At 63.6% G+C, this 14,854-nt stretch carries 15 protein-coding genes and 1 tRNA gene; 8 read left to right on the forward strand and 8 right to left on the reverse strand.

The features are described 5' to 3' along the window. Positions 1 to 110 precede the first annotated feature (110 nt). Entirely contained in the window at positions 111 to 2,798 is a 2,688-nt protein-coding gene (locus tag JJB99_RS16560) for a PAS domain S-box protein (RefSeq protein ID WP_200499723.1), read from the forward strand. Here JJB99_RS16560 and JJB99_RS16565 read toward each other — a convergent pair whose 3' ends face one another. Both JJB99_RS16565 and JJB99_RS16570 read right to left on the reverse strand, forming a co-directional pair. Continuing rightward, on the reverse strand, positions 2,799 to 3,149 hold the full coding sequence (locus tag JJB99_RS16565) for a GrlR family regulatory protein (RefSeq protein WP_200500185.1): 351 nt from the start codon (positions 3,147 to 3,149) through the stop codon (positions 2,799 to 2,801). 237 nt (positions 3,150 to 3,386) lie between these two features. Further along, positions 3,387 to 3,773, reverse strand: a complete 387-nt coding sequence (locus JJB99_RS16570) for a VOC family protein (protein ID WP_200499724.1) — start codon at positions 3,771 to 3,773, stop codon at positions 3,387 to 3,389. Between the two features lie 177 nt (positions 3,774 to 3,950). Between JJB99_RS16570 and JJB99_RS16575 the strand changes: the two genes are divergently transcribed. The 3 genes from JJB99_RS16575 (at position 3,951) to JJB99_RS16585 (ending at position 5,407) form a co-directional block, all read left to right on the forward strand. After that, complete coding sequence (locus JJB99_RS16575) at positions 3,951 to 4,523, forward strand: hypothetical protein (RefSeq protein ID WP_200499725.1); 573 nt, start codon at positions 3,951 to 3,953, stop codon at positions 4,521 to 4,523. Positions 4,524 to 4,683: 160 nt separating this feature from the next. Beyond that, on the forward strand, positions 4,684 to 5,178 hold the full coding sequence (locus JJB99_RS16580; RefSeq protein WP_200499726.1) for a hypothetical protein: 495 nt from the start codon (positions 4,684 to 4,686) through the stop codon (positions 5,176 to 5,178). A 152-nt stretch (positions 5,179 to 5,330) separates the two neighbouring features. Next, positions 5,331 to 5,407, forward strand: a tRNA-Arg gene (locus JJB99_RS16585). A gap of 28 nt (positions 5,408 to 5,435) precedes the next feature. On the opposite strand, the gene JJB99_RS16590 is transcribed toward JJB99_RS16585, so the two are convergent. From JJB99_RS16590 to JJB99_RS16600, 3 genes are all read right to left on the reverse strand, one after another. Then, positions 5,436 to 6,410: an AraC family transcriptional regulator gene (locus JJB99_RS16590; RefSeq protein ID WP_200499727.1), complete on the reverse strand. Its 975-nt coding sequence runs from the start codon at positions 6,408 to 6,410 to the stop codon at positions 5,436 to 5,438. Positions 6,411 to 6,699: 289 nt separating this feature from the next. Then, a complete protein-coding gene (locus JJB99_RS16595) occupies positions 6,700 to 6,975 on the reverse strand; it encodes a hypothetical protein (RefSeq protein ID WP_200499728.1) in 276 nt (91 codons plus the stop codon). Between the two features lie 528 nt (positions 6,976 to 7,503). Then, positions 7,504 to 7,767 (reverse strand): hypothetical protein, encoded by a 264-nt coding sequence (locus JJB99_RS16600; RefSeq protein ID WP_200499729.1) that lies wholly within the window; start codon positions 7,765 to 7,767, stop codon positions 7,504 to 7,506. 289 nt (positions 7,768 to 8,056) lie between these two features. Between JJB99_RS16600 and JJB99_RS16605 the strand changes: the two genes are divergently transcribed. The 3 genes from JJB99_RS16605 (at position 8,057) to JJB99_RS16615 (ending at position 10,304) form a co-directional block, all read left to right on the forward strand. After that, positions 8,057 to 8,503 carry a hypothetical protein gene (locus JJB99_RS16605; RefSeq protein WP_200499730.1) on the forward strand — a complete coding sequence of 149 codons (447 nt, stop codon included), beginning with the start codon at positions 8,057 to 8,059 and terminating at the stop codon, positions 8,501 to 8,503. 91 nt (positions 8,504 to 8,594) lie between these two features. Further along, positions 8,595 to 9,467, forward strand: coding sequence for a DMT family transporter (locus JJB99_RS16610; protein ID WP_200499731.1), 873 nt, complete (start codon positions 8,595 to 8,597; stop codon positions 9,465 to 9,467). Positions 9,468 to 9,560: 93 nt separating this feature from the next. After that, complete coding sequence (locus JJB99_RS16615) at positions 9,561 to 10,304, forward strand: hypothetical protein (protein ID WP_200499732.1); 744 nt, start codon at positions 9,561 to 9,563, stop codon at positions 10,302 to 10,304. 58 nt (positions 10,305 to 10,362) lie between these two features. Here the strand turns inward: JJB99_RS16615 and JJB99_RS16620 are convergent, their stop codons facing one another. Beyond that, a complete protein-coding gene (locus JJB99_RS16620; RefSeq protein WP_200500186.1) occupies positions 10,363 to 10,656 on the reverse strand; it encodes a histone in 294 nt (97 codons plus the stop codon). Between the two features lie 275 nt (positions 10,657 to 10,931). After that, positions 10,932 to 11,591: a peroxiredoxin gene (locus JJB99_RS16625; RefSeq protein WP_200499733.1), complete on the reverse strand. Its 660-nt coding sequence runs from the start codon at positions 11,589 to 11,591 to the stop codon at positions 10,932 to 10,934. 381 nt (positions 11,592 to 11,972) lie between these two features. On the opposite strand from JJB99_RS16625, the gene JJB99_RS16630 reads away from it, so the two are divergent. Further along, a complete protein-coding gene (locus tag JJB99_RS16630; protein ID WP_200499734.1) occupies positions 11,973 to 12,554 on the forward strand; it encodes a hypothetical protein in 582 nt (193 codons plus the stop codon). 40 nt (positions 12,555 to 12,594) lie between these two features. Here JJB99_RS16630 and JJB99_RS16635 read toward each other — a convergent pair whose 3' ends face one another. Further along, positions 12,595 to 14,451: an alkaline phosphatase family protein gene (locus tag JJB99_RS16635; protein ID WP_200499735.1), complete on the reverse strand. Its 1,857-nt coding sequence runs from the start codon at positions 14,449 to 14,451 to the stop codon at positions 12,595 to 12,597. Positions 14,452 to 14,854 lie beyond the last annotated feature (403 nt).

Genomic DNA, 14,854 nt, shown 5'->3' on the forward strand with positions numbered 1-14,854 from the left:
GGATGATAGGCCCGGAACATTAAGGATAGTCGACGTCCCGAGGCATGTTCCCCCGAGCCTGCAATACGTCGTATATTGGGCTACCAGTAGCCCGGTCCCTCACGCGCCCCATGTCCGCCGAATTGACGCCGACCCCCGAGAAAAGGCGAACCTTCTCGCTCTCCATCGGCCAGCTCACCTTCGGCAGCTTCCTTCTGGTGCTGGCCGTGATCATCGTCACCTCCACGGCGAGCGTGATCGCGATCCGGCATATCGACACCACATTCGCCGAGCTCCAGCGGCTCCAGAGCGTCGGCGACCTCGCCGAGGACATCGACCGCCGGATGAACGAGCTGCGCCTTGCCGCGCGCGACTTCGTGACCGATCCCGGCGCCGGCATTCAGTTCAAGCAAGTCGGCGAGGCAGCCTCGACGCTCAGCGACATCCTGAAAAAGACCCGCATCGAGCTCGCGCCCGAGCAGCAGGACATGATCGACGGGGTCACCGAGCGCCTTGCGACCTATCGCAGCGGCCTCGAGCGCATCTCGACCCTGATCGACCGCCGCGCCCAGCTGCTCGCCGGCCTGCCGCCGCTGCGCGACCGGTTCGACGCAGCTGTGTCCGGCACCGCCGATCGCGAGCTGGCCTCCCGCCTGTCCGAGGCGCAGAGCCGGATCGCGCTTGGCCTGCTGGCGCGCAACCCGTCCGCCGCCGAGCAGGCCGCCCAGGGCATGCGGACGATGGACATCGCCGATAGCGGGTTGAAGACGGCGGTCAACGACTACGCCGAAGCCATCATCGCGGTCGCCGTCCGCGAGCGGCAGATCGCCGACATCGACCGCGAGGTGCTCGGCACCGAGGGCAGGCTGATCGGCCGCGTCACCGAATTGCTCCGCGATGTCAGTGACCGCCGCGGCCACGTGCTGTCGCGCGACTTTGCCCGGACGCTTGCGGAGGCGCGGTGGCAGAGCATCCTGCTCGGCAGCGTCGGCGTGCTGATCGGCATGGTCGCGGCCGCCTTCGTGGTGCGGCGGACGGTCCGGCCGCTGGCCAAGATTGCGCGATCCATTCGCGCGCTTGCGGCCGGCGAGAAGAATACCTCGATCCCGTCCGCCGACCTCAACAACGAGATCGGCGACATCGCGCGCGCAGCCGAAGTGTTCCGCCGTGCGCTGGAGGAGGCCGACACGGCGCGCGAGGCGGCTGTGCGCGCGCTCACCGAGCAGCGCCTCGCCGAAGAGAGCTACCGGAAACTGTTCGAGGGCTCGGTCGACGGCATCTACGTCACGACGCCGGCCGGCGACCTGCTCAACGCCAATCCGGCGCTGGCGCGGATGATGGGCTATGACAGCCCGCAGCACCTGATCGACAGCATCAACGACATCGCCCACACCATCTACGTCCATCCCGAGGCGCGCGACGAATATCAGCGGCTGATGGCGCGCGACGGCATGGTGCGCGAGTTCGAATACCAGGTGCGCCAGCGCAGCGGCGAGATCCTGTGGCTCTCCGACAGCGCCACCGGCGTGCGGGACGAGGCCGGCAACATCGTCCGCTACGAGGGCACGCTGCGCGACATTACCGACCAGAAGCGGGCGGAAGACGCCATCGCGGAAGGCCGGCGCCTGCTCCAGCAGGTCATCGACACGGTGCCTGCGGTCATCAATGTCAAGGACCGCAACCTGCGTTACGTGCTGATGAACCGCTACATGGCCGGCATCTTCGGCATCGAGCCCGGCGACGCGATCGGCCGCACCACTGCCGACCTGATGTCGCGCTACGGCGCGGCCAAAACCGACGAGCACGATAAGCGTGTGATCAAATTCCGCAAAGGCCTGGGCTTCTATGAGGAGGAGTATCAGGACGCCTCTGGCAACATGCGGCAATGGCTCGTCAACAAGCTGCCGCTGCTCGATGCCGAGGGCGAGATCGAGCGAATCGTCACCGTCGCGCTCGACATCGGCGAGCGCAAGCGCGGCGAGCAGGAGATGCGCAAAGCCAAGGAATCCGCCGAGACCGCGCTGCGCAATCTGCGCGAGACCCAGGCCTCGCTGATCGAGGCGGAGAAGCTGGCGGCCCTCGGGCGGCTGGTTGCCGGCGTCGCACACGAGGTCAACAATCCCGTCGGCATCAGCCTCACGGTCGCTTCCGCGCTGGAGCGCAAGACCGCGATCTTCAGCGCGGAGGTCGAGCGGGGCGAGCTGCGCCGCTCCACGCTCAACGATTTCCTCAACACCAGCCGCGACGCGTCCTCGCAGCTCGTCTCCAACCTCAACCGTGCCGCCGAGCTGATCCAGTCATTCAAGCAGGTGGCTGCCGACCGCAACTATTCCGACCAGCGCAGCTTCGATCTCGGCGACCTCACCGAACAGGTGGTGATGAGCCTGCGGCCGGGCCTGCGCAAGCACAACCTGACACTCAACGTCGAGTGCCAGCCGGACCTGACCATGAACAGCTATCCCGGCCCATACGGCCAGGTGCTGACCAACCTGTTTCTCAACTCGGTGGCGCATGCCTTTCCGGACGGCCGCCCGGGGACCATCGATATTCAGGTGCGCGAGTCCGGCAAGGACAATGTCGAGATCATCTTCTCCGACAATGGCTGCGGCATGTCGCTCGACGTCCGCCGCCGCGCCTTCGATCCGTTCTTTACGACAAGACGCGACCAGGGCGGCACCGGCCTCGGGCTGCACATCGTCTACAGCATCGTCACCAACCGGCTCGGCGGACGGCTCGATCTCGATTCCGAGCCGGGTGGCGGCACGCGCATCCAGATGATCCTGCCGCGCACGGCGCCGCTGGAGCAGGCCGCGGAATAGCTAATCCGCGTCGGCGAGCCGGTGCAGGGTCGCGCCGAAGATCTGGCTGGCCTTGCCGACCAACGCAGTGCCGGTCATCTCCGCGCGCGTCTCCGTGAAGGTGCCGCTGACACCGATACCGACCGGGGCAGGGCCGCCGAACAGCGGATTGTCGTCGCCTCGCGGCGAGGTGTGGCGCTGCACCAGCACCTCGCCCTTGAAGGTGTTGTCCTTCACGGTGTAGCTGCCGGTGTAAAACAGGTAGGCGTCGCCGCCAAGAATCTTGCCGTCGCGAAAAAGAATCACGCCGCTGCCCTTGCCGACTCGACCATCGAGCAGGCTCACGTGAATTGAATAGAGGCCGTTCTTCATAACGTCCCGCAGGCCGGCCGCCATCGCCCAATCGCGTAACCGGTACAGCTTTTATGCCAAAGCGCATTCCTGCGCGCAACGCGGCAGTTTGCCGGCCGGCAAGCCGTCGCCGCCATGCGCACCGTAATTGTGCCGGCTTTTCTGTGACACCGATATGACGGACTCATCATGCCCGGTAGCATGACGTAGCCGCACCGGGCGGTGCCAGCCCGGCGGCGATGTCTGATGCGCCTCGCGTCAGCTGTACTTGCTGTCGCGCTCGAGTAGCTCGATGGAGATGCCTTCGGGGCCGCGGATGAAGCAGATCCGCACGCCGGGCCGGATCGTCGTCGGCTCGCGCGTGAAGGTCACGCCCTTGGCCTTGATCTCGGCAGCGACGGCGTCGATGTCCTTCACCGTGAGACCGAAATGGTCGAGGCCTTGATGCGGGTGCGGGGGCGGCGGGTTGACGGCGTTATCTCCCTCGAGCGGTGCAATGAAGATTCTTGCGCCGCCGAGATTCACGTCGATCCGTCCCGGCGCGCGCACGACCTCGCCGCCGAGGATGTCCCGCAGCCAGGCCGCCGTGGCCTCCGGATCGGGGCTGCGCAGATGGACGTGATCCCAGGTGACGACGACCGGCATTTCATGTTCTCCCGACTGGGTCTTCGATGTTGCAGCGCGTGTTAACGGCTCGAGGCGATGATCGCCATTGCTCTTGCCGACTCGCATGGAGCGCGGGAACCTTACTGCGACCGCCGGATTAAGGTAAGCGGCGGCCTGATCTGCGCTCAACGCGCTGCAGCCGCGATCGGTGCAACCATGAAGGCCAGGCTTGACCGCATCGGCTTGGGACGTTTCGCCGGGACCGGCGAGCGGCTGGCGCGGACCGTGACGATCGCAAGCGTCTCATTCGGCCGAAGCCTGTTGTGGCTGCTGGCGGCCATCATCGTCGGCTGCGGGGTCTGGATGCTGCTGCCCCTTTCTAAAGGCAACAGCGCCGAGCCGGCGAAGCCGGAGCTTGCCTCCGTCGAGACGGCGCCTTCGGCTGATGCGGCGGCGGTCTCGCCTCCTTCCGAAGCCACGGTTCCGGCGGCAATGGCCGAACTCGGCCGCCTCAGGATTTCATCACAGACCTGGCGGCGCGGTGGGCTCGGCTCAAAGGCACTGGTGACGTTCACGCTGCGAAACGACAATGACTATGCCGTAAAGGATGTCGAGATTGTTTGCACATTCGCACGACGCGACGGCAGTCATCTCACCGACCGCAGCCGCGTGCTGGCCGAGCCGGTCGGCATGAAGAGCCGCAAGACCTTTGCGCGAATCCCCGTCGGCTTCGTCAACGTGAATGCCGATCAGGCGAAGTGCTCGCTGGTTGCCGCGCGGCGCTCCTAAAGGACCGCATTTCCCGGTAGCGGGAAAGTTACTGTCCGCAGCTCTTGGTCAAAAACTCCGCGTTGCCATTTGAACCGAACGGCTGGGCTAGGAACCAATTAAAGGATCGCCTGTTAAGGCGGAGTGCCCACGCGGGGATGCGGGGGGCGGAGCGCGATCAATGCCCATCTTTCGGTACTTCATTTTTGTCGGTGGAGCTTTGCTCGCTCTGCTGTTCGCGGTGAACTACATCGCGCCGACCGCGCCCCTTGTTCAGGCTGTCGCCACCACTAGCAACGATCAGCCTCTGATCCGGATCAGGTCCGATCGCCATCTGCCTGAGCGTGTGGTGTTCGACACCAGCCAGCCGACGATTGCAGCGCCTGTGGTGAAGACCGCCGCGGCCGCGCCTCAGCCGCCGGATAGCGCGTCGGCGGCCGCACTTGCGGAGATGTCAGCCAAGACAAGGGTGCGCGAGAGGTTCGCTCAGTTCGCCCCCGGCTCGAAGGCTGATGCCTCCAAGGCCGACGCCGCCGCAATCAAGAAGGCCGACGCCAGGCCGCAAGCTCAGCCCAGGCGTAGGGTCGCCAGATGGCATCCGGCGCCGCAGCAGGGCCGGCCGATGATGGTGATGGCGCAGCGGCCGCAGTTCGGCTTCTTCAACAGCACCTGGTGAGAACGGCCCCGGCCCGCTTCGAAACGAGACGGGAAGGGCTTTTTATTGGTCCATCTCTCTGCTAATTCGAACCCGTCCGAACGCTGCCCGCTGTGCTGGTTCGCCAGCCGCGGTCCGGTGCGTTTCGGTCGTGGCCTCTCGGGTGGGTCAGGGCGCTCGTAGCTCAGCTGGATAGAGCATCGGATTTCGATTCCGAGGGTCGGAGGTTCGAATCCTTCCGAGCGCGCCATTCCTGTCCCAAATTCGTGTCGAAGGGCTCACAGGTGTCGGCCTGCCGGGAGTCTGGTCTGCCGGGCTCGCGCCAGCGTGTCGGAAGGGGCCTCGTGAAAGGTCGCGCGATAGGCTGCGGCGAACTCGCCGAGATGGTGGAAACCTTGGGCTCGCGCGCATGTCGCGACCGACGCGCCGCGGCTCCTGAGGAGCTGGGCGCGGGCCGCCCACAGCCGCTTCAGCCGGATGTATTGATGCAGGCTCATGCCGCGCACCTTACTCACCGCGCCGCCGAGGGTCCGGACGGAGACGCCGAATTCATGGGCGAGGTCGGCGGTGTAGATCGGTGTGGTCGGATAGGCCGCAACGTAGTCATCGATCCGCTGCACGAGCTTGGCCGATCGCGCGCCGGCATTCGGGACGCCGCAATCCGACGTCGGGTTATTTCGAAACAGGTCATCGAAGGCGAGCAGCAGGCCCTCCTGGAGATGTGCGGCGACCTCTCTCGTTTCGAACATGTGCGGGTTCACGGACGCGGTTCTCAGAATATCGAGCACCAACTGCCGGGCATGGAGGTGAGCGGCGGGGTCTGCGATCCGAACCCGCAATGCGTCAGCACAATCGAACCAGCCGCGATCCCTGAGCGCGGGAGAGAACATGATCAGCGCGTGGTGATTGGTGTGGTGCTCGACGAAATGGCAATCATGGTTGCCGCGCAGGGCCACGTAAAAACGGGAATCGAGATCCATCCCGCTCGAACTGGCTCGCAGGTCGTCGGTCATTGGCAGGATCACCATGCCGCCTGGCGCGCGATAGACGGTATCGAGGATGCGCGCAAACGACCTCGCCACGATGATCCGGCATCCCGGCAGGTTCACGACCGCACGCGCCGCCGCGAAATTGACGACGTCGAGAGGAATGCTTCGGGCATCCTCCATCGACTCGGCCGGCCGAAACGCGTCGACATCGGCGAACCGGACCAGCTGGAGGGCGGAGGAGGGGGCGAGGGCGTCGAACAACATGCGTCAGGCCGGATGCTGCAATGTGACAATGAAATGAATGCCGGTACATCGCAATCAATGGCGAAACGCGTTGATTCAGTAAACCGGATTCCGGGCCGTAGTATTGCGGACATCATGCCACGACGCCGGTCAGGTCGATGTCCCATCAACGGCTGCGGCACGTCGGCTGGCTGCTGCCAAGATCGATGAAACGGAGCCGCGTGCAGGCGCTCCAGGCCGACCGCCCCGGCGCGCATAGGCAATCCACGTTTCCGCAAAAGAGAAGGGCCCCCAGAGGGCCCTTCGAATGTCACCAGCGGCGATAGCCGTAATAACCATAGTAACGTGGGCCATAATAGCGCGGCCCGTAATATCGGGGGCCGTAATATGGCCCCGGCCCGTAGTATCCATAGTAATTCGGCCGCCACCAGCACCGTCCCCAAGCGTTGCAGACCATGCGCACCTGCTCGACGTTGGAGATCTCGGCTGTCGCAGGTGCAGGTGCGATGGGCATGGCCGACGCCGGCGGCGATGCAGCGAGAGCACCGAACAGGGTCGCGGCGACGAGGCCAATCTTCAGATTCATGATGTATTCCTCCGCTTACGCAAAACAGGATATCGAAGTTGTTCTGATCAAATTGTGGCGGGCCCGAAATGTAATGCTCATGAACAGGTCTTCAGCCAGTCTGCCCCAGGCCTGACCTTCTTTAGTCTCGCCAGACTGTCCCAGGTTCGCACGCATGAATGATGCATTCTGCGCTGCTGTCCCGCGGACATCGCGGCGATGCTTGATCCTGCGCAATGCATCGGCGCGGGCCTTCGTCCCTGATCTTGTCGCCGTGGCCAGTGTTTCGAGAAATACGAAGGACAATCCGCAACATGCTTAGAGCCGTGCCTTGAAGCCGTGCCTTGGAGCCGCGCGAGGGAGCGATACGCCGGGCCGATTGCACGGTGCGGCTGGCGGCGCGCAACTCGGTCGTGCAGACCGAACGTGGTGCGCAAGACACTTCAAGGCGAGGTCGGCAAGGACCCCGACAAGCGGCCGGTCTACGAGATTGAGAAGCTATCTCTGCGGTCGGGCGCCGCCGGATAGAGGCGCCTGCGCCGGCGCCCCTCAGTAGCAGGGGTGCCGACGGCGGTCTTGGCCGACATAGGCGGCCGCGCTCTGGTAGCAGTGATTGGTCGACGGGCCGTCATAAAAGGCGAAGGTGCCGGGGGTGATGCCGGGGCCGTAATTGTGCAAATAGCTGATCGGATAAGGCAGCGGGTTGACATGGTGGCGGTGGTGCCGGTGATGTCCCCGCGCCTCCGCAAGGCTGGGGACCAGGATTGCGGCCGACAGGGCAGCAACCGCGGCTACAAGCTTCAACTTGCTCATCTCGATTCTCCGGAACCCGCGAATAGGTCGGCCATCTATAACCATTTCGGGCCGGCGGGGCACCCGTCCGGAGGGCCGAAAATGGGGCCAATCCCGTAGATTTCCGGCAGGGTGTGACAGAATTGCCGGAATCGGCCTTTTGGGCTGCCCATTTTTGGCCTTTTCGGGATGCTTAACGAATTCCCCACACAAGTATGACCAAAGAGACTTCGGATAAGAATCCTGTCGCCGGCCCTTGGGGGTCCTTCGAGGCCGGTCCATTGCTGAAGGCTGTCGCCGTCACGCCGCCATGCGCATCACGCTTCTGAGTCTGCTGTTGCTCTCCTTGGCCGCCGCCACGCCGGCCCGTGCCGAGCTACACATCACCCGCGACCACGGCGGCTACGTCGAGGAGTACAAGGCCAAATACAAGCGCGTCCGCGACAAGGGCGAGCGCGTCATCATCGACGGCATCTGCAACTCGGCCTGCACGCTGGTGCTCGGCATCGTCCCGATGAACAAGATCTGCGTGACGCCGAAGGCGAGCCTCGGGTTTCACCAAGCCTATTACGACAAGGCTTTCACCTTTGGCATCAAGGTCACCAGTGCGGAGGGGACATCCGACCTGATGTCCTACTACCCCGATACTGTGAAGGACTGGATCCGCCGCAATGGCGGGCTCACCACCGACATGAAGAAGATCAAGAACGGCGTCGAGCTCTGGAAGATTATCGACCCCTGTCCAGACGAATGGTGAGCGGCTGAGCCGAGCCGCCCGCCGCAGCGCAGCACTGCTGAGGTCCAAATTCGCATTGCCGCACACGCCGCCATGAGGCATGAGGGCGGCAATGGACCATAATCAAGAAGCCCTGACCGCCCGCCTCGCGCCGATCCTGTTCGTTCTGCTCTGGAGCACCGGATTCATCGGCACCAAATACGTCGTCGATAACGCCGATCCCTTGACCTATCTCGCCATCCGCATGGCGATCGTGGTCGGCCTGATGGCGATGATCGCAGGTGTCGCGCGGCCGAAATGGCCCGATAGCACCGGCATCGCGCACAGCGCGGTCGCCGGCATCCTCGTCCATGGCTTCTATCTCGGCGGCACCGCGATCGCGATCGCGCATTCGATCCCGGCCGGGCTCTCTGCGCTGATCCCGGGCCTGCAGCCGATCCTGACCTCGACCATCGCCAACCGCTGGCTCGGCGAGAAGGTGACGCCGGTGCAATGGGCGGGCCTCGTGCTCGGTCTCGGCGGCGTGGTGATGATCCTGCACGGCCGTCCCATGACCGGCGAAGCCGGGCTCGGCTGGCTCGCCTCGGTCGTCTCGCTGATCAGCATCACGCTCGGCACGCTGTACCAGCGCCGCTACTGCAACCACATCGACTGGCGCGCCGGCAATCTCGTGCAATACGTGTCGGTCACGATCTTCTTTGCGACCGGTGCCTTCCTGTTCGAGGACCGCGTTGTGCACTGGACGCGCGAGTTCGTGCTCGCGCTCGGCTGGCTCGCGGTGGCGCTTTCGATCGGATCGATCGGGCTGCTGTACTGGCTGATCCGTCACGCCGCGGCGACCTCGGTCGCGAGCCTATTCTATCTGGTGCCGGCGGTAACCGCGCTGATGGCCTATCTGTTGTTTGGCGAGAAGCTCGATGCGCCGGCGATTGCCGGCATGGCGATGTGCGCGGCGGCGGTGTTCGTGGTCAACCGGCGCTTCTAGGCGTGCCGGCGCGGCGGAATACATCCCTGACGTGCGGGGCGGGTTCGTGTTAGGCTGGCCGCATTTCAATTTCCCTTTGGCACGGTGATTTTCATGAAGAAGGCGAGACGTGCGCTGCTCGGCCGGTCCCTGAAGCCGGTCCGGATTGCCTGCATCAATTACGCGGAGGAGACGATCAGCGGCCGAAAAATGGCCAAGCTCACCGCGGCACTGCAAAAATGCTACGACAAGCACTTCCTGCCCGTGTGGGGCTATCCGGTCGACCTCTATGTCACCCGTAAACCAAAGCCGACGGATTGGCAGCTGGTCTATTTCGACGATGCGTCGCACAGGAACATGCTCGGACGCCACGAGCTGACCCATCGCGGCCAGCCGATCTCGAAAATCTTCGTCAAGGCGCTGGGCGACGAGCCGGTCAGCGTCGCAGCCTCGCACGAACTGTTCGAGATGGTACTCGACCCCATGGCCAATCTCTGGGCCGACAAGAATCCGAACACCCAATACGCTTATGAGGTCTGCGACGCCGTGGAGGAGGATTCTTTCCGCGTCAGCGGCTTTGAGATGTCGAACTTCGTTTATCCGTCCTGGTTCGAGCCGTTCAGGCATCCCCCGGGCACCAAGTTCGACCACAAGGGAACGCTGAAGGAGCCGTTCTCGATGACCGAGGGCGGCTACGTCATCAAAAAGGTCAACGGCAGGAAGGTGATCAAGGCGTTTGGCTCACCGGAGAAGCGCCGCCGCTTCAAGGCCGAGGACCGGCGCGGCCATCGCAGCGAATTCCGCGATCCGCAAGGTGAGCATCACCCCGGCCGGCGTGCGGCCAAACGGCGAGGGTAGGGCGCGGGAGGAAGCCTCCGGGCGCGCCTGCACCCGGAGACCGGCTCGAACGTTGCGATCAGCGCTTCGCCTTCCTGGCCTTCTTTTTCGATTTAGCCGTTTTCTTGGTGGCCTTCTTCGCGGCCTTCTTCGACAACTTCCTTGCAGCCTTCTTCGAGGCTTTCTTGGAAGTCTTTTTGGAAGTCTTCTTGGCTTTCTTCTTCGAAGCCTTCTTCGGCGCTACTTTCTTCGCGACCTTTTTGGCGGCTTTCCTGACCTTCTTGACGGCGATGACTGCGGCGTCCTTGGTGGCTTCCACGGCGGTGGTGATCGTGTCCATCGCCTGCTCGGTGATCGGCTTCTCGTCGTCCATCTCTTTCCCCCACGGTTTGTATGGAGCGATGACGATAGCGCGTTTCATAATTGTGTCAAAGCAACGCTCAACCGTTGCGGATCTTTGCGCAGGCTGCGAGCCGCGCGCTCGCGGCGTGATCCAACGTAGCGCCGCATAACCAAGGAGTCATTCCGTGCGGTCTAGGACCGAGCTCTGATGCGCAATTGCGCACCAGAGAGTCTCGAGATCCCGGGTTCGATGCTGGCGCATCGCCCCGGGATGACTTTTTGCAGTCGCTATCCGCGACCGCCAGATCACTTCGGCTGCGGCACGATGCGGATGTAGGGCTTCGGCTCCTTCCAACCCTGCGGGTAGATCGTCTTGGCCTCGTCGTTGGACACCGAGCCCGAGATGATGACGTCCTCGCCCTGCTTCCAGTCGGACGGGGTTGCGACGCGATGCTTGGCGGTGAGCTGGAGCGAATCGATGACGCGCAGAATCTCTTGGAAATTCCGGCCCGTGGTCATCGGATAGACCAGCACCAGCTTGATCTTCTTGTCCGGCCCAATGATGAAGACGTTGCGGACGGTCTGGTTGTCGGCCGGCGTGCGGGTGAGGGGATCGCCCGAGGTCGAGGCCGGCAGCATGCCGTAGAGCTTCGAGACGTTGAAATCGGTGTCGCCGATCATCGGATAATTGGGAGCGGCGCCTTGCGTCTCCTTGATGTCCTCTGACCATTTCGAGTGGCGGTCGACCGGGTCGACCGAGAGGCCCATCAGCTTGACGCCGCGCTTGTCGAATTCCGGCTTCAGCTTGGCGAGCGCGCCGAGCTCGGTCGTACAAACCGGCGTGAAGTCCTTGGGGTGCGAGAACAGCAGCGCCCAGCTGTTGCCGATCCAGTCGTGGAACTTGATCTTTCCTTCGGTGGTCTCGGCTTCGAAGTCGGGGGCGGTGGCGCCGATCGGAAGTGTCATGGTTCTACCTCATCGCATTGAATTTGCTTGTGAATTCATCTTTGGCCGTCGCCGTCACTATAGGGGCCGTGCGATCCCAAGTGAACCGGCTCAAGTAAAATGTGAATTCCTTCTTTGAACGGCCCATTTCCTAGCACCTTTCTGTTACAGCGGCGCCTGCGGCGAAACATGTCCACGAAGGCACACGGGTCTCAATTGCCCCGATAAAGCCTTTTATGGCCCGCATCACGCTCGTCCGACGCTCTCCGGAACCGAAATGGTCCTCATAGCGACTAATCGGCAACCATTGAGAAAAGTCGCAATCCCCGAAGCCAATCATTAACCACCCCTTTACGCCAGCATGAAAATGCTGGCCGGTCAGAAGAAATCTGGAAGTGAACTATGTCTGCCGCTGCGTCCAAGTCCGCCGAAAAGTCTCTGTCGCCATCGCTCGAGCCGTCCTGCTGCGATACCTCGGCCCACGCACTGACCATCGTGCGCGACGGCGTGATCACGGGCGAAGGCCCAACCACCAAGGGCCGCGTCCACTTTTCCCGCTCGCTCGATGCCGATGACGCCGCCTGGTGCGCGCGCATCCTGACCGCCACCGCCGTCAACGACCAGCCGGTCAGCCGCACTGAGGCCGAAGCGCTGTTCGAGATCAATGAGGCCGCAACCGAGCGCACGGACGGCGGCCGTTTCGACGATCTGCTGGCCAAGGCCGTGGCCCACTATGCCGCCAGCGCCTCGGGCCTGAAGGTGCCGCCGCGCAGCGTCGCGCTGTCGGCCGATACCGATATCGAGAGCTGGGCGCCGGCTTACGCCTCGAAGGTCAACAGCGAAATGCTGGAGTGGATCGCCGGCCAGATGCGCGGCAAGCGTCAGAACAACCGTCGCCTGATGGCGATGGTGGCGACGTTCCTCGGCGCCACCGCGCTGCCTCTGGCGGGCCAATTGCCGAACGTGTTCGACATCGGCATGTAAGAATTTCGCGCCCGTTGCGGGGCGCGAGAGAGCGGCGGGGTTATTTCCCCGCCGTTTTTTGTTTGGCGCCGTCCACCTCGAGGCCGAGCGTGCGGCCGGGGAAGCCGGCCGCATCGAAGTAGCGCTGGCTCCCGACGCGCTGGACGTTGAGCACGGTCTCCAGACCGTTCTCGGACTTCTTCTTCGACCGCTCCACGCTCTTGTAGGCCTTCGGCACGATGCCGTTCGGCAGCGCCTCGGACATCACGCGGCCGACCAGGCCGCCGTTGCCCGAGCTGCGCAGGCCCAGGAGCTGGGCCGCGGTCATGCCGACGTCGGCATTGCTGACCGGGATCTCGCTGACGTAGCCGGCTTTGAAGTCCGGACCGATGGCGGCCATGAAGTTCATGGTGTCGCCACGGCTGAAGCTGCCATGCATGCCCTGGCCCTGGCGCAGCACGGTATCGGCCACCTGCACCGAGCAGTTGGTCGGCGCTTCGCCGCAATCGCTGGCATAGGAGCGGAAGTTGACGACGATCGCCGGCGTCGGCGTCGCCGCCTTGCCGCGCAGATTGATGCTCGACAGGGGGAGAGTGCCGGGGATGCGGCCGAGCTGATCGTCGACGAACAGGCCGGAGACATAGTCCTGCTCGAGCAGCGCCTTGACGGTCTTTGCCGCCAGCTTCTTGTCCTTGTTCGGCAAATAGATCAGGTCCGAACCGCCATTGGTGGCGATGACGAGGTCGGGCTTGGTCGGATCCTTGCCGAGCACGCCGTTGCCCGCCTTCGGATGCTTATTGCCGTCAATCTGCGCGTTCTTGTCGTTGGGATCGAACAGCGGCAGGTCGAGCGCCTTGGCGAGGTCGATCGCCAGGAAGCCCATCGGCAAGAAGTCCTTCGGCGTGTCGTCATAGCTGAGCTTGGCCGACGGGCTGGTCTTGCTTTCCTTGGAGATGGTCGAGAAGCCGTGGTCGGCCTGGATCATGATGTTGGTGTTGGCGGCAAGGCCGAGGTCGTCCAGCGCCTTGCGGATCTGGGCGAGGTTGTTGTCGGCGTTCTTGATGCTCGCCATCGAGCTCGGCCCGTTGATACCGGGCATGATCTGGTTGAGGCTGTCGCCCTGGTTATGCTGGGTGCCATCAGGGTCGCGCGACCAGAACACCAGCACGAATGGCTTGTTGCGTGCCTTGAACATTGGCAGCACCACCTTGGTGGCGACGTCGGCGAAATAGGCCTGCTGCGCGGTGTTGGCGACCGTGGTGCCGGGCGTCTTGGCGTCGCCCGCCTTGCCGTTGTCGCCGCGGCTCGGGGTGGTGAGGGGCAGGTTCGCCTTGGTGAGGGCGTCCTTCATCTCGTCCGACAGTGCCACGCCGTTCTTGCCGCCGGTGGAATCGTCGATGACGATCGAATGCTGGCCCGGCTTCTCGGGCTTGTCGGTGTGGTCCCACTGGTAGGTCGGGCCGACCTTGCCGATCGCCGCGGTGCTCAGGCCCTTGTCACGCGCCATTTTCAAAACGGTCTCTTCATTGAGATAGTCGCCCTTGAAATGCTCGTCGATGTCGCCGAGCACGGCGTCGTTCTCGATGAAGGGGACGACAGTGTCGCCGGCGGGACCGGAGGTGTAATTGGTCCAGATCGTGTTGGAGAACACGCCGGTGTCGCCGAGATAATGACCGGTCGACATCGCCGAGCCGTTGGCCATGGTGAAGGTCGGGAACAGGGAGTGCGAGTTCTTGAAGTTGACGCCCTTGTCGCGGACCTCGGCCATTGCCGGCGCCGTTTCAGGGGTGACCTTCAGCGCCCGCAAACCGTCCGGAATGAACAGGATCAGGTTGCGGGGCGTGTTGTTCTGGGCAAAGGCAAATCCGGTGGACAGCACTGTCAGTCCGGCTGACAGCAACACCAGTGAACGGCGCATCAAAATCTCCTAGCGGTGAGGCGGCTTGGCCGCCGAAACCGCGGCCCCGCCATCGTTTAGATTTGCTGTATGACAGTTTTGTTACAGGGTCTCTTGCCAATGCAAGAGGGCTGGAGGGGAGTTCGTTCTCGCGGAGTCGTCATTGCGATCGGAGCGAGGTAATTCGGGGCGCGGCATTCTCCGCTCTCGCGTCCCGGACGCGCTGCAACGCCCTTTGCGTTGCTGCGCAGAGCCGGGACCCAGGAAGTCACGGCACTCGCTGATGCATGGGCCCCGGCTCTGCAGCGCATCACTTCGTGCTGCGCTGCGTCCGGGGCACGAGACCTTCGTTCAAAGATAGACACGGCTTCGCATCTCGCGGCGCATTTCGCCCGAGCTTTGCCTCGATACCACCCTCGAATGA

It is taken from the genome of Bradyrhizobium diazoefficiens (genome assembly GCF_016616235.1).
GTDB classification, from domain to species: domain Bacteria; phylum Pseudomonadota; class Alphaproteobacteria; order Rhizobiales; family Xanthobacteraceae; genus Bradyrhizobium; species Bradyrhizobium diazoefficiens_H.

Bases quoted from the DNA above. Each gene is read 5' to 3' on its own strand.
- JJB99_RS16560 (WP_200499723.1), top strand. From the start codon at position 111: ATGTCCGCCGAATTGACGCCGACCCCCGAGAAAAGGCGAACCTTCTCG.
- JJB99_RS16565 (WP_200500185.1), bottom strand. From the start codon at position 3,149: ATGAAGAACGGCCTCTATTCAATTCACGTGAGCCTGCTCGATGGTCGA.
- JJB99_RS16570 (WP_200499724.1), bottom strand. From the start codon at position 3,773: ATGCCGGTCGTCGTCACCTGGGATCACGTCCATCTGCGCAGCCCCGAT.
- JJB99_RS16575 (WP_200499725.1), top strand. From the start codon at position 3,951: ATGAAGGCCAGGCTTGACCGCATCGGCTTGGGACGTTTCGCCGGGACC.
- JJB99_RS16580 (WP_200499726.1), top strand. From the start codon at position 4,684: ATGCCCATCTTTCGGTACTTCATTTTTGTCGGTGGAGCTTTGCTCGCT.
- JJB99_RS16590 (WP_200499727.1), bottom strand. From the start codon at position 6,410: ATGTTGTTCGACGCCCTCGCCCCCTCCTCCGCCCTCCAGCTGGTCCGG.
- JJB99_RS16595 (WP_200499728.1), bottom strand. From the start codon at position 6,975: ATGAATCTGAAGATTGGCCTCGTCGCCGCGACCCTGTTCGGTGCTCTC.
- JJB99_RS16600 (WP_200499729.1), bottom strand. From the start codon at position 7,767: ATGAGCAAGTTGAAGCTTGTAGCCGCGGTTGCTGCCCTGTCGGCCGCA.
- JJB99_RS16605 (WP_200499730.1), top strand. From the start codon at position 8,057: ATGCGCATCACGCTTCTGAGTCTGCTGTTGCTCTCCTTGGCCGCCGCC.
- JJB99_RS16610 (WP_200499731.1), top strand. From the start codon at position 8,595: ATGGACCATAATCAAGAAGCCCTGACCGCCCGCCTCGCGCCGATCCTG.
- JJB99_RS16615 (WP_200499732.1), top strand. From the start codon at position 9,561: ATGAAGAAGGCGAGACGTGCGCTGCTCGGCCGGTCCCTGAAGCCGGTC.
- JJB99_RS16620 (WP_200500186.1), bottom strand. From the start codon at position 10,656: ATGGACGACGAGAAGCCGATCACCGAGCAGGCGATGGACACGATCACC.
- JJB99_RS16625 (WP_200499733.1), bottom strand. From the start codon at position 11,591: ATGACACTTCCGATCGGCGCCACCGCCCCCGACTTCGAAGCCGAGACC.
- JJB99_RS16630 (WP_200499734.1), top strand. From the start codon at position 11,973: ATGTCTGCCGCTGCGTCCAAGTCCGCCGAAAAGTCTCTGTCGCCATCG.
- JJB99_RS16635 (WP_200499735.1), bottom strand. From the start codon at position 14,451: ATGCGCCGTTCACTGGTGTTGCTGTCAGCCGGACTGACAGTGCTGTCC.